Annotated in this window: 9 protein-coding genes; 4 read left to right on the plus strand and 5 right to left on the minus strand. The window is 66.5% G+C overall.

The features are described from left to right. Positions 1-226 (plus strand): succinate dehydrogenase assembly factor 2 (locus BRAS3809_RS27780; protein ID WP_035659077.1); only part of this gene is annotated, 226 nt, incomplete at its 5' end. Continuing rightward, complete coding sequence (mfd, locus tag BRAS3809_RS27785) at positions 226-3,741, plus strand: transcription-repair coupling factor (protein ID WP_035659080.1); 3,516 nt, start codon at positions 226-228, stop codon at positions 3,739-3,741. The genes BRAS3809_RS27780 and mfd, both read left to right, overlap by 1 nt. Before the next feature lie 208 nt (positions 3,742-3,949). On the opposite strand, the gene BRAS3809_RS27790 is transcribed toward mfd, so the two are convergent. From BRAS3809_RS27790 to BRAS3809_RS27805, 4 genes are all read right to left on the minus strand, one after another. Further along, complete coding sequence (locus BRAS3809_RS27790; RefSeq protein WP_008965324.1) at positions 3,950-5,350, minus strand: alpha/beta hydrolase; 1,401 nt, start codon at positions 5,348-5,350, stop codon at positions 3,950-3,952. A gap of 415 nt (positions 5,351-5,765) precedes the next feature. Continuing rightward, the gene (locus BRAS3809_RS27795; RefSeq protein WP_008965325.1) at positions 5,766-6,998 is read right to left on the minus strand and encodes a GGDEF domain-containing protein; all 1,233 of its coding nucleotides are present in this window, start codon (positions 6,996-6,998) and stop codon (positions 5,766-5,768) included. Positions 6,999-7,111: 113 nt separating this feature from the next. Then, on the minus strand, positions 7,112-8,617 hold the full coding sequence (locus BRAS3809_RS27800; protein WP_008965326.1) for an AMP-binding protein: 1,506 nt from the start codon (positions 8,615-8,617) through the stop codon (positions 7,112-7,114). A 49-nt stretch (positions 8,618-8,666) separates the two neighbouring features. Next, positions 8,667-10,493 carry an extracellular solute-binding protein gene (locus BRAS3809_RS27805; RefSeq protein WP_008965327.1) on the minus strand — a complete coding sequence of 609 codons (1,827 nt, stop codon included), beginning with the start codon at positions 10,491-10,493 and terminating at the stop codon, positions 8,667-8,669. A 260-nt stretch (positions 10,494-10,753) separates the two neighbouring features. On the opposite strand from BRAS3809_RS27805, the gene BRAS3809_RS27810 reads away from it, so the two are divergent. Continuing rightward, on the plus strand, positions 10,754-11,548 hold the full coding sequence (locus BRAS3809_RS27810) for an invasion associated locus B family protein (protein WP_035659083.1): 795 nt from the start codon (positions 10,754-10,756) through the stop codon (positions 11,546-11,548). 139 nt (positions 11,549-11,687) lie between these two features. On the opposite strand, the gene hspQ is transcribed toward BRAS3809_RS27810, so the two are convergent. Continuing rightward, the gene (hspQ, locus tag BRAS3809_RS27815) at positions 11,688-12,020 is read right to left on the minus strand and encodes a heat shock protein HspQ (RefSeq protein ID WP_008965329.1); all 333 of its coding nucleotides are present in this window, start codon (positions 12,018-12,020) and stop codon (positions 11,688-11,690) included. Positions 12,021-12,140: 120 nt separating this feature from the next. Between hspQ and BRAS3809_RS27820 the strand changes: the two genes are divergently transcribed. After that, positions 12,141-13,094, plus strand: a complete 954-nt coding sequence (locus BRAS3809_RS27820; protein ID WP_008965330.1) for an AEC family transporter — start codon at positions 12,141-12,143, stop codon at positions 13,092-13,094. Positions 13,095-13,099 lie beyond the last annotated feature (5 nt).

A 13,099-nucleotide genomic window follows, 5' to 3' on the forward strand; every position in this document is an offset into this window, starting at 1 on the left:
CTGCTGGCATCGCGGCACCCGTGAGATGGACCTGATCCTCGGCCGCTTTGCCGATGCGGAGATCGGGAGCCTCTCCGAGACCGAACTGGCCGAGCTCGAGCAGCTCCTGGAGGTCCCCGACCCCGATTTCTATGCCGCGATCACCGGTGCCAGGCCGCTGCCGCCGGAGCAGACCCCGGCGCTGTTCGAACGCATCAAGGCGTTCCGCGCGGTGGACGCCGGTTGATGAAGAGCCCGGTCAAGTCGCCCGCCGAGCACCTCGCGCCGGGGCGCGCGCTCACGCTCGCCAATGTCGCGGAGGGCGCCGAGGGCCTGGTCGTCTCCGATCTGGCGCGCGCCATCGCCGCCAGGCCGAAGCCGCCGGCCGTCAGCCTCGCCGTGGTGTGCCGCGACGGCAACCGCATGCAGCAGCTGGCGCGGGCGCTCGACTTCTTCGCGCCGGATCTGCCGGTCATGCAGTTTCCGGCCTGGGACTGCCAGCCTTACGATCGCGTCTCGCCCCATGGCGGCATCCTGGCGCAGCGCGTTACCACGCTGGCGCGGCTGTCGCGCCTCGCCGGCAGCGACAAGCCGCTGATCGTGCTGACGACGGTCAATGCGATCGTGCAGCGTGTGCCGTCGCGCGACACCATGGCAGGCCAGGCGCTGTCGGTGGCGCCGGGCCATGTCGTGCCGATGGACTCCGTCGTCGCGTGGCTGGAGCACAACGGCTACGTCCGGGCCTCTACCGTGCGCGAGAGCGGCGAATATGCCGTGCGCGGCGGCATCCTCGACCTGTTTCCGGCCGGCCTCGACCAGCCGGTGCGGTTCGACTATTTCGGCGACAGCCTGGAATCGATCCGCACCTTCGATGCCGAGACGCAGCGCACGCTTCTCGACATGCGCTCGCTCGATCTGGTGCCGGTGTCCGAATTCCAGCTCGTCACCGACACCATCCGACGCTTTCGCATGGGCTATGTCGCCGAGTTCGGCGCGCCCGAGCGCGACGACGCGCTGTATGAGGCGGTTAGCGAGGGTCGCCGCTATCCCGGCATGGAGCACTGGCTGCCGCTGTTCCACGACAAGATGGAGACGCTGTTCGACTATCTGCCGAACACGCCGATCGTGATCGAGCCGCAGGGCGAGGACGCGGCACGCGAGCGCTTCAAGCAGATCATCGACTATTACGACGCGCGCCGCGAGGCGATGGAGCATCCCGGCGGCGGCGCGATCTACAAGCCCTTGACGGTCGACCGGCTATATCTGACCTCGACCGAATGGGCCGAACGGCTCGCCGCCGTGCCGCTCGCCCGCGTGACGCCGTTCGCGGTGCCGGAAGGAGCAGGGGTTGTCGACATCGGCGCGCGCGCCGGCCGCAACTTCGCGCCGGAGCGCAACGACGCCGCGGTCAACGTGTTCGAGGCTGTCGTGGCGCATGTGCAGGCGCTGCAATCGGTGCGCAAGAAGGTCGTGATCGCGCTGTGGAGCGAAGGCTCGCGCGACCGCATGGCCTCGATGTTGAAGGATCACAAGCTGATCCACGTCACCAGCGTCAACACCTGGCGCATGGTGCAGGCGACGCCGCGCAACGAGACCATGCTCGCGGTGCTCGGCCTCGAGACCGGCTTCGAGACCGACCAGATCGCTGTCATCTCCGAGCAGGACATTCTCGGCGACCGCCTGGTGCGGCCGCGCCGCGCCAGCCGCAAGCTCGACAATTTCATCTCCGAGGTGACGAGCCTCGCGATCGGCGACATCGTCGTGCATGTCGATCACGGTATCGGCCGCTTCGTCGGGCTGCAGACGCTCGAGGTCGCCGGCGCGCCGCACGACTGTCTCGAGCTGCGCTATGCCGGCGAGACCAAGCTGTATCTGCCGGTCGAGAACATCGAGCTGCTGTCGCGCTACGGCTCCGACCAGACCAATGTCGAGCTCGACAAGCTCGGCGGCCAGGGCTGGCAGACGCGCAAGGCGAAACTCAAGAACCGCATCCGCGAGATGGCCGGCGAGCTGATCAAGATCGCCGCCGAGCGCATGCTGCACGAGGCGCCGAAGATGCCGGTGCAGGCCGGCCTCTATGACGAGTTCTGTGCGCGCTTCCCCTATGACGAGACCGAGGACCAACTCGCGGCGATCCAGGCGACGCTCGGCGATCTCGAAGCGGGACGTCCGATGGACCGTCTCGTGTGCGGCGACGTCGGCTTCGGCAAGACCGAGGTGGCGCTGCGCGCGGCCTTTGCCGTCGCGCTCGACGGCAAGCAGGTCGCGGTGGTCGTGCCGACCACCTTGCTCGCGCGCCAGCACGCCAAGACCTTCACCGAGCGCTTCAAGGGCTTTCCGGTCAACGTTGCGCAGGCCTCGCGGCTCGTCTCAACCAAGGAGCTCAACCAGGTCAAGAAGGGGCTGGCCGACGGCTCGGTCGACATCGTGGTCGGCACCCATGCGCTGCTCGGCAAGACCGTCAAGTTCCGCGACCTCGGTCTCGTCATCGTCGACGAGGAGCAGCATTTCGGCGTCAGCCACAAGGAGCGGCTGAAGCAGCTGCGCGCGGAAGTCCACGTGCTGACCTTGTCGGCGACGCCGATCCCGCGCACGCTCCAGCTTGCTCTGACCGGCGTGCGCGAGCTGTCGATCATCGCCTCGCCCCCGGTCGACCGTCTCGCCGTGCGCACCTTCGTAGCCCCACATGATCCCGTGATGATCCGCGAAGCGCTGCTGCGCGAGCGCTATCGCGGCGGCCAGGCGTTCTACGTCGTGCCGCGCATCGACGATCTCGCCGAGGTCAAGGAGTTCCTCGACAAGACCGTGCCGGAGATGAAGGTCGCCGTCGCCCATGGCCAGATGGCGCCGACCGTGATCGAGGACATCATCTCGGCGTTCTACGACGGCAAGTTCGACATCCTCTTGTCGACCACGATCGTCGAATCCGGCCTCGACATTCCCCGCGCCAACACGCTGATCGTGCATCGTGCCGACATGTTCGGCCTGGCCCAGCTCTATCAGCTGCGCGGCCGCGTCGGCCGCTCGAAACTCCGCGCCTATGCGCTGTTCACTCTGCCGTCGACCCACAAGGTCAGCGCACAGGCCGAGAAGCGCCTCGGCGTGCTGCAGTCGCTGGAGACGCTGGGCGCCGGCTTCCAGCTCGCCAGCCACGACCTCGACATCCGCGGTGCCGGCAATCTGCTCGGCGACGAGCAGTCCGGCCACATCAAGGAGGTCGGCTTCGAGCTCTATCAATCGATGCTGGAGGAGGCGATCGAGAACCTCAAGGCTGGCATCACCGAGCCGACCGTCGACCGCTGGTCGCCGCAGATCACCATCGGCATGCCCGTGCTGATCCCCGAGGACTACGTTTCCGATCTCTCGGTGCGGCTCTCGCTCTACCGCCGCCTCGCCGATCTCGAGACCGACGAGGAGATCGAGAATTTCGCGGCCGAGCTGCGCGACCGCTTCGGCAAGCTGCCGGACGAGACGCGCTATCTGTTCAAGGTCGCCGCGATCAAGAACTACTGCCGGAGAGCCAATGTCGAGAAGGTCGACGCCGGCCCGAAGGGCGCCGTCATCGCCTTCCGCGACAACAGCTTTGCTTATCCGGATCGCCTGGTCGCCTTCATCAAGCGCCACGGCCAGGCCGCCAAGGTGCGCCCCGACATGAAGGTGGTGTTCCTGCAGGTCTGGGAGACGCCGGAGGAGCGGTTGGCCGGCACGACGGATATTCTCAAGGAGCTGGCGGAGCTCGCGGAGAAGAAGAAGGCGGCGTAGGCCAAAGCCTCGATGTCACCGAAGCTGCCAGCCGAAATGCAGGGCAAGGCTGGCGATCAGGAATGCCGAGACGATCGCCACGACGCTGACCCAATCGGTCTCCTCGCGAGATTGCCGGTTTTGCATGACGCATGCTCCGCTTCGTGAGAAGCCCTCAGTCGGTCTGGAATCTCAGCAGACGACTGAGGCAAATGCGCGGCCGCGCCTCTCAACGTGTCCCGCGCAGCGGCGCAAGTCCGGGCTGGGCATTGACGAAGAACACGGCGCTCGATGATGGGCTCGTCTTGTGCGTGTCGCCCTCGAACCGCATCACATAGGCTCCAGGCTGGCGCGGGGCGGTCCAACGCGCCGGGATGTGCGTGATCTCAGGTCCCTGATAGTCCAGCGGCAGCGCCGCGCCATAGGCGACGAGAGCCGCCTTGGCGGCACCGCTTCGCGCGCCCGGACGGGGCGCCGCGCTGACGGTCAGCCGCCCCTTGATGGTGGTGGTTGGCGTGTCCGGGATGATCAGCATCTGCATGGACTCGCCGGGTGCAAAGCTGTGCTTGTGAAGATTGATCGTGATGCCCGGCTCGGCCATCAGGAACGCCCGCATGCGCGACAGGCCGAAGATCTCGTCCAGCGCATCCGACAGCTGCACCGTGCCGAGAATTCCGACATGGCTGCCCGGCATCGAATATTTTCCGGAATAGCTGCCGGCAAGGGCGCTGTAGACGGGCACCGTACCGTCGCCGTCGACCGTGATCGTCTCGACAAACTCGGTGCCGCGATAGACATAGGCATTGGAGGTGCTGAGGCCCGTGCCGGCGATGAGATAGTATGTGACATGGGCCGGCCGCTGCGTGATGTCGAGTTGCTGCCATGAGGTCGCTGCCGCCAGCGCACTCGAGGCCGTCAGCTCGTATTTTCCGGCCACGGCAGGGTCGTACACGTCCTGCTCCGGAGGCGTGAGGCTGGTGTCGAGCAGGACATCTGTCTCGGGCGTCGGAAAGCACTGGAAGCAGGCCGGGTATCTCGGATCGTTGGCGACGGTTCGCAAATCGTCTCGGCTCATGCCGAGCGAGCCGGCTTCGCAACCCAGCGCCTGGCCCAGAGCGGTCGCAGCGCCCAGATGCGGCCCGCAGAGGCAGATCAGACGCGTGATCTTTCCGAACCACGGCTCGTTCCGGTATCTCTGGCTTTCGAGCATCAGCCGAGCCACCAGATTGCCCATGGAATGGCAGACCAGGGTGATCGTCGTCGCCCCATCGTGAACGGCCTGCGCGATACGCCGGGCCAGCATCTCGGACGAGGCGACGAACGGCGCGTTCGCCTGCCACAGATCGACACGCCAGTCATAGTAGAAGTCGATGCGGTTGGCCGCCGGGGAGAGCCGCGCTGCGATCTCATCCAGCTTGGTCATGATCGGGCGATAGACAGGGTAGGTGTAGCCGTCGAACACCGGAAGCTCGGCCCATATCCCGGTCGCCGTCGCGCTGGGATCGCGCAGCTCGCCGATCCGGTGGTAGCCCTCCCAGACGATTTCGTCGATCGTCGGCGGCCATACCTGGGTCTCACCGATGCTGAGGCACGAGCCCGTGATGCCGGGGACCAGAATGATCGTTTCCATCGATCTCTCCCTGGTGCTTCGACCGGCCGCGTTGTCCTGTCGACGGCCGGTCCCTCACTGCCAGGGAGAGGCTATGTGTATTCAAAAAGAAAAACAATCTGAAATTGTGTGTCTTTTGTTGGTCATCAGCAGGGGCTCACGGCAAGATCGCTGACGCGCTCGAGGCCGGCTCTCGAACTGACGCTCATCGTCGCGCCCGATCACGAGCCTCGAACCGGTGGGCACGGCGCAAACTGATAGCTTGTATGTCACAAGACTTTGTATGCAGTACGACGTCGGCAATCTGAATGGGTGCGGGCTGATCTTGATTGCGTCATTGCGAGCGTGGCGAAGCTATCCAGGGCGTCGGTGGGCCTCTGGATTGCTTCGCTGCGCGCTGCGCTCGCAATGACGTAGGACGAGCTGTGCCTCGATCTCACGACGCCGCGCGGTGCGGCTCGCCGTACACGCGGGCCAGCAGCGTCCGCGCCGTGTCATTCGGCTGCAGTGCCGCCACCGTGATCGACGGCTCGTGCCGCGTGTCGCGCTTGCCGTGGGAGGTGTGGCGCATCACGCTGGAGAGGCGGCGGGCGATGGCGTGGGCGGAGCGGAGGTCGGTTTCGGCGAACACGACGACGACGGAACCGTTGTCCTCATGGGTGCCGAAGTCCATCCGCCGCATCAGGCGGCTGATGATGCGGGCGCCGTCATATTGGGCGCGCGGGTTGACCGGGTCGAAGGCGAAACGGGCGACCGCAAGGCTGCCGCCGCTCTTCTGGGTCTGGCTGACGGCGGTGGCGAAATCGCGCGCGAAGGCGTTGCGGGTGAGGAGACCCGTTTGCGGGTCGAGCATGCCGCCGGCTTCGATCGCGCGCAGGGTGCGGTTGAGACGGCTCTCGAAGGCGTGCTGGCGGATCAGGGGCAGCGCATGGGCCGCGATGCGCTGCGGATCGCCGGCGATGATCTCGAGATTGGCGAGCTCCTGGAACGGCGCCGGCTGGTTGGCGGTGACGACAACGCCGAGATTGCGGAAGCGGGTGTCCTCGGCGAGCACCGCGAGAAAGGCATCGACGACGCGCGGCGAGAAGCCTTCGCCGAGCACGATGCCGTCGATGTCGCGGCTCGACAGATGCTTGGCGGCCGCCTCGATGCTGAGCGCGCCGACGACCGCCATGCGCTCGCCGAGCGCGACCGACAGTCCGGGCATCGAGGCGCCGCGGCCGAGCAGCAGCACGGTGGCGTCGTTGAGCGGATCGGTGTCAGGCAGCACGGCGTCCGGCGTCTTCTTTTCGTCGAGGCGCCGCAGCACAGTCGTGTGCAGCGTGCGGACGCGCAGCGCGGCGCGCAGCCGCGCCAGCAACCGCTCGTGGTTGTCGCTGCCGTGCAGCGGAATGGCATTGTCGGGCAGAGCGGCGTCGCCCGGCGCGATCGCGATCATCGGGATGTAGGGCTTGCGCGCGCTGACATGCTGCGACAGCGCGGCGACGTCGGCGGCATCGGCGCCCTCCATCAGGGCGAGCACGGCCGCCGGCTGGACCCGCGAGATCGCATGGGGCGCATCGGCCCAGCGCGCTTCGGTGGTCGGGAGAATCTGCGCTGCGGCGAGGGCTGCCGTCAGCGAAGGCCGCGTGGACGGAGAGACGATCAGAAGCGGGCCTTGTTGGGACATCAAGAGGAACTCAGGATACGCTGACGATACGTCGCGATCCTAGGTCGCTCCCGTTAACGCGGCGTCAACACTGTTCCAAACACGCCCGCTCCGCATTCGTCCGGACGGCAGCTTCAGCCGCCCGAGCCGGCACGGTCGCGAAACGCCTCGACCATCAGCGGATTGAGGCCGAGCTCCGCGAGCGCTTCGCGCGCCCGCGCGTTGTCCATCGCGCGTCCCGCCAGACGATGGCCGCTGAGCCGGTCGGGCAGGGCGGTCAACAGCGCGCCCTGGCCGAGGCGGCGCGACCATTCGTGCAGGTCCTGCGCCAGGAACCGGTATCCGCCGACGGCCATCACGCCCGCCGGCGGCGCGGTGATCGAGATCGTGTCGTGGGCGCGGTCGAGCCGCACGGCATATTCGGTATCGACGAAATCGCGCGGCGGCGCCGGCATCAGCGAGTCGCTCGGCGGCGGCGGCGCGTAGGCGGCGACGACGACCATCGGCCCGCGCAGGCCCAGCGTGCCCTTCGGCGTCACCAGGATCTCGCCGGCGATCGACGAGCCCGGCTGCTCGCGTGGGGCGCCCTGGCGGCCCGGCTTGACGGCTCCGGGACTGCCGTCGGCGGAGGTGCGGCGGATCGCGAACAGGCCGGCCTCGCCGAACAGATAGACGTCGGTCAACTCGATCTCGCGCGTCTTCCAGGACGGGCTCGATGCCACCTGCTCAGGCGCGCGCCACATTCCGAGCACGTAGCGCAGGCTGGGCAGTCGGGCCGCGAGGTCGTGCTCGTCGATACGGAAGGCGAGCTGCGCGGGCGCGACCAGGGTGTCGCAGCCGAGTTGCACGAGCTGCTGTTCCAGCGCCTCCGCATCGAACGGATGATGCAGCGCCAGGCTGCCGCCCGACAAGAGCCAGGTGACGACCGAGGCGGCGAGCCCGGCGAAGGAGGACGGCAGGAACGCCGACATCATGTTCACGCCCTGCGGCAGGTCACTTTCGAGCGAGACGGCAAGGCCACCCGCGATCAGGCTGAGATGGGTCCGCGGGACCGCGCGAAAACCGTCTGAGGTGACGTCGAAGGAGACGATTGCGGCCTTGCGGCCATCGGGAATCAATCCGCGCGTCGAGCGGGAGGGTTTGGCGATCGACTGGTCGAGCGAGTACATGCCTTCGGGCAGGTCGCTGCCGAAGCCGCAGACGTGGCGGATCGAGAACGCCTCGGCCGCCGCGTTCATCGCGAGGTCGGAATGGATCACGCCATCGATCTTCGCCATGGTGACGATCGCGCGCGCGCTGGTGCGGTTGAGTGCCGCGACCAGCTCGGACTGACGCCACAGCAGCGGGAACACGGCGACGACGAGGCCGGCGCGATGCGCCGCCAGCACGGTCAGCACGAACTCGATCGTGTTGGGCAGCTGCACTGCGATCACGGAATGCGCAGGGAGGCCGGCATCGATGAAATGCGCTGACAGCGCCGAGATCACGCGATCGGCTTCGGCATAGGTGAGGCGCATCGGGGGACGCCCGGTGATGCGCTGCTTGTTGCTCGGATCGATGAGGGCGACTGCATCCGGCTTGCGCGCCAGGATGCGTTGAAACAACGCGTCGAGCGTCGGCGACGTATTGGCCTGGTTCACCTTCTGCCCCGTATTTTCACGGATCCGGCCGACCAACTGCCCCGGTTGGTCATTTCGATGCCGGCTCCGGCCGCTGCCACCAGCTCTCCGGGAGCGCTCCCGTCAAAGCTGTCCTCTTGGGCCGTTCTATACGATTCCACCGAGCGATCCATTCCTCGGCGGCGTTGAGCACTGGAATAGCGTAGAACCCCGCCATCAGGGTACGGTCCAATGCGCGAACGGTCGAGATAAATTCCGGCCTGTCGCGGGCCCGCAACAGCGCGGCGATCATCGCGTCGATCGCCGGGTCCTTGGCGCCCATGTAGTTCCGCGTTCCCGTGCGGTCGGCCGCCTCGCTGCCCCAATAGAACGCCTGCTCGTTGCCCGGCGACAGCGACTGGTCCCAGCGGTTCTGGATCATGTCGAATTCGAAGCTGAGCCTGCGCTGGTCGAACTGCACGGGATCGACCACACGGATCGATGCCGTGATGCCGGCGCGCTTGAGGCTGCCGGCATAGGCGAGCGCGATGCGCTCCTGGTCGCGCGTCGTCACCAGGATCTCGAAGGCGAGCGGCGCGCGTGTCGTCCGGTGCCGCAGCACCGTGCCGTCGAGGCCGTAGCCGGCCTCGGCCAGCAAATCGAGCGCGGCCTTCAGCGTCGCGCGGTCGCGCCCCGAGCCGTCGGTGACGGGCAGGCGGTAGCTGCCGTCCATGATGTCGGCCGGGATCTGCGCCGCGAAAGGCTTGAGCAGCTCGCGCTCGGTCGGATCGGCGGCGCGACCATAGGCCGACAGCTCCGAGCCTGCGAAATAGCCGCCGCTGCGGCTGTAGAGCCCGAAGAAGTAGTTGCGGTTGATCCACTCGAAGTCGAACAGCAAGGTCAGCGCCCGGCGCACCCTGATATCGGCGAACACCGGGCGGCGGGTGTTGAACACCAGGAACTGCGACGGCTGCGGCATCCCCGAGGTGAAGCTGTCGCGGATGACCTCGCCATTGCGTGCGGCCGGAAAGTCGTAGCCGTCATGCCAGCGCAGCGGCTCGGTCTCGACCCGGAAATCGTAGAGCCCGCGCTTGAATGCCTCGAACTGGCCGTTGGACTCGCGGTAATAGTCCAGGCGGACCTCGTCGAAGTTCCACAGGCCGCGGTTGACCGGCAGATCGCGGCCCCAATAGTCGGGATTGCGGGTGAGGGTGACGCTCGCGCCGGGCTGTACGGCGGTCACGCGATACGGGCCGGAGCCGATCGGCGCGGTCATCGTGGTGTTCTCGAAGGTCGCGACGTCGGTGGCGTGTTGCGGCAGGATCGGCATCAAGCCGAGAATGAGCGGCAGCTCGCGATCCTCCGCGCCGCCGAAGTCGAACCGCACGGTCAGCGGATCGAGCAGATCGGTTCGTGCGACCTTGCCGTAGAACTGCCGGTGGTTCGGACGGCCGTGGTCGCGCAGCAGGGCCAGGGAGAATGCGACGTCCTCGGCGAGCACCGGGGTGCCGTCCGAGAACCGGGCGCGGGGGTCGAGGTGGAACGTGACATAGGTCCGGCGGTCGTCCGTCTCGACGCTGCGGGCGAGCAGGCCGTAGAGGGTGAAGGCTTCGTCATTGCCACGGGTCAGAAGGCTCTCGACCACGTGGGTGCGGATTTGCTGCACCGCGACACCGCGAACGATGAAGGGATTGAGGCTGTCGAACGTGCCGAGCAGTCCCCAGACGAGGCGGCCGCCTTTGGGGGCGTCGGGATTGACGTAGGGCATGTGGTCGAAGCCGGCCGGCAGCGCGGGCTGGCCGTGCATCGCGATTGCCGCAGTTTCGGCAGCACAGGCGCCGGAACTGTAGATTGGCTGCAACAGCGCCAGAATCGCGGCGGCCGATCCCGGGGCGGCGCCGAACATGCGCTGCAGCATCAGGATCACGGCGCAAGCAATTGATTCGAAACGAGCCACGAAAGGCTTTTACCATAGACGCGCCCGCGCTAAACGGCGTGCTCGACACGGTCTCGCGGCATTGATCTTTCCGCGTACCGCGTTATGAAAGCGGTCAATTGAGCACGGCGGCAACGCCTGTCACTTATCCGCCTCATTTCCTGAGGAGACAGCCGCTTCAACGGCTTGGTGTGGCGCCTTTGGCGGTCTCGGGCGCTGCCGTTCAGAAAGGGTTTTCCGCAATGAATTTCCGTGACTTGGCCTCGTCGGTTGGGCCGCGTGGGCGCCGCGTCGCCTTGCTGGCAGTCACTGCGCTGGCCGTTTCGTTCGCCTCCGAGGCGCAGTCGCAGGCTCAGCCGCCCGCGGCCCCCAAGGCGAAGGCTCCGGCTGCTGCTCCCAAGGCTCCCGCTCCGGCTGCGCAGGCCCCTGCCGCTCCTCCCGCCGCGGGCCAGCCGCAGCAGCAGGCCCAGCAGCAGCAGGAAATGCCGCAGCTGATCTATGCGCCCTGGACCAAGTTCTGCCTCAAGGGCCAGGACGCCAACGCCAAGCAGGTCTGCTTCATCGGCAAGGACGGTCGGATCGAGTCCGGTCAGCCGGTGGTTGCGGCCGTGATCATCGAGCCCGAAGGCGAGCCGAAGAAGATCCTGCGCGTGACCCTGCCGCTCGGCATGCAGCTGCAGCCCGGCACCCGCATCGTGGTCGACAGCAACCAGGCGCTGCAGAGCCCCTACGTGATCTGCTTCCAGAACGGCTGCATGTCCGACTATGAAGCGACCGCGGATTTCCTGGCCAGCCTGAAGAAGGGCCAGACCCTCTACGTGCAGGCGATCAACTCGAACGGCACCGCGCTGACGCTGCCGCTGCCGCTGCAGGAAGGCAACAGCAGCTTCGCCAAGGCCTATGACGGCCCGCCGACGGATCCGAAGGAGTTCGAGAAGACCCAGCAGAAGCTGCAGGAAGAGCTGCAGAAGCGCGCCGAGGAGCAGCGCAAGAAGCTGGAGCAGACGCAAGGCGGGCAGCCCCAGGCGAAGCAGTAACGCGCGGCCGAACCCGCGAGATCGACAACGCAAAAGGCGCTCCGATCGGAGCGCCTTTTTTATTGGCTTGGATTGTCGGCGACCGCTGCGAGAACGCCGATCCCGCCCGGCGACGGGTGCGGCCGGAGGCGGGCAGCGGTCAGTTCAACAGCGGGTTGCGCGGACGATAGCCGCCGGACTTGTCCTTGATGAAGATCTCGGCAACCTGGGAGTGCCGGATGGGCTCGCCGGACTCGTCCGGAACGAGGTTCTGCTCGGACACATAGGCGACGTATTCGGATTCCGCGTTCTCGGCCAGCAGATGGTAGAACGGCTGGTCCTTATGCGGCCGAACCTCTTCGGGGATCGAGAGCCACCATTCCTCGGTGTTGTTGAACTCAGGGTCGATGTCGAAGATCACGCCCCGGAACGAGAACACTCGGTGCCGGACGATCTGGCCGATCTGAAACTTGGCAGTTCGCGCTTTGATCATTCTAGTCGAATAGACCAGGATTGAGGCTGATGCTAGTGCCCGGGGGGCGGATTTAATCTAGGCATCGTCGATTCGCGCCCTGCATTCCAAAGGCCCGCTACGGGTCCTCCGCAAAGACCCATGCTCGATATTCTCAATCTCGCTTTGCCTTATTTCGGCGTCGTTTTCATAGGGTTCGCCTGCGGTAAATGGAAGAAGCTGCCGGAATCCGGGCTGTCCTGGATGAACTTCTTCCTGCTGTACGTGTCGCTGCCCGCCCTGATGTTCAACCTGATCGCACGCACGCCATTTGCGGAACTGAGCAACCCTCCCTTCCTGGTTGCAACGACCTTGGCGACGATGCTCACCTTCACGCTGGCACTGGTGCTCGGCAAGCTGATCGGCCACCTGTCGCTGCGCGAGGCGACCATGGCGGGACTTGCCGGCGGCTATGGCAATATCGGTTATATGGGACCGGGGCTGGCGCTCGCCGTGCTCGGGCCGAAGGCCGCGGCGCCGACGGCGCTGATCTTCTGCTGCGACAGCATCTTCCTGTTCTCGATCGTGCCGCTGCTGGTCGAACTGACCGAGCGCGATCATGCCTCGGTTGCGCATGCGGTGCGCACGGTGCTGCAGCAGATCCTGCGCAATCCGCTGATCATGGCCACCGCGGCCGGCATCCTCGCAGCCGCGTTGCAGCTGCACCCGCCGACCGTGGTCGATCGCACCCTGCAGTTCCTGCAGAATGCCGCTGCGCCGACGGCGCTGTTCGCGCTCGGCGTCACCGTGGCGTTGCGACCGTTCGAGCGGCTGCCATGGGAGGTGCCGGTGCTCACGGTCGTGAAGCTCGTGATTCACCCGCTGGTGTCGTTCGGCCTGATGCTGCTGCTCGGGCCGTTCGCGCAGCCCTGGGCCGCGACCGCGGTGCTGATGGCGGCGCTGCCGCCGGCGCTGAACGTGTTCGTGATCGCGCGCCAGTACGACAGCTGGATCAAGCCGGCGTCATCGGCAGTCCTGATCGGCACCTTCGCCTCCGTCCTGACCCTGACCACGGCCATGTGGCTGATCCAGAGCGGACGGCTGGTGTTTCCGTAGATCCG

The sequence above is a fragment of the Bradyrhizobium sp. STM 3809 genome (genome assembly GCF_000239795.1).
GTDB lineage: Bacteria > Pseudomonadota > Alphaproteobacteria > Rhizobiales > Xanthobacteraceae > Bradyrhizobium.

Coding starts and splice junctions, on each gene's coding strand:
- hspQ (WP_008965329.1), bottom strand. CDS start 12,020: ATGATCAAAGCGCGAACTGCCAAGTTTCAGATCGGCCAGATCGTCCGG.
- BRAS3809_RS27820 (WP_008965330.1), top strand. CDS start 12,141: ATGCTCGATATTCTCAATCTCGCTTTGCCTTATTTCGGCGTCGTTTTC.
- BRAS3809_RS27805 (WP_008965327.1), bottom strand. CDS start 10,493: ATGCTGCAGCGCATGTTCGGCGCCGCCCCGGGATCGGCCGCCGCGATT.
- BRAS3809_RS27790 (WP_008965324.1), bottom strand. CDS start 5,350: ATGGAAACGATCATTCTGGTCCCCGGCATCACGGGCTCGTGCCTCAGC.
- mfd (WP_035659080.1), top strand. CDS start 226: ATGAAGAGCCCGGTCAAGTCGCCCGCCGAGCACCTCGCGCCGGGGCGC.
- BRAS3809_RS27795 (WP_008965325.1), bottom strand. CDS start 6,998: ATGTCCCAACAAGGCCCGCTTCTGATCGTCTCTCCGTCCACGCGGCCT.
- BRAS3809_RS27810 (WP_035659083.1), top strand. CDS start 10,754: ATGAATTTCCGTGACTTGGCCTCGTCGGTTGGGCCGCGTGGGCGCCGC.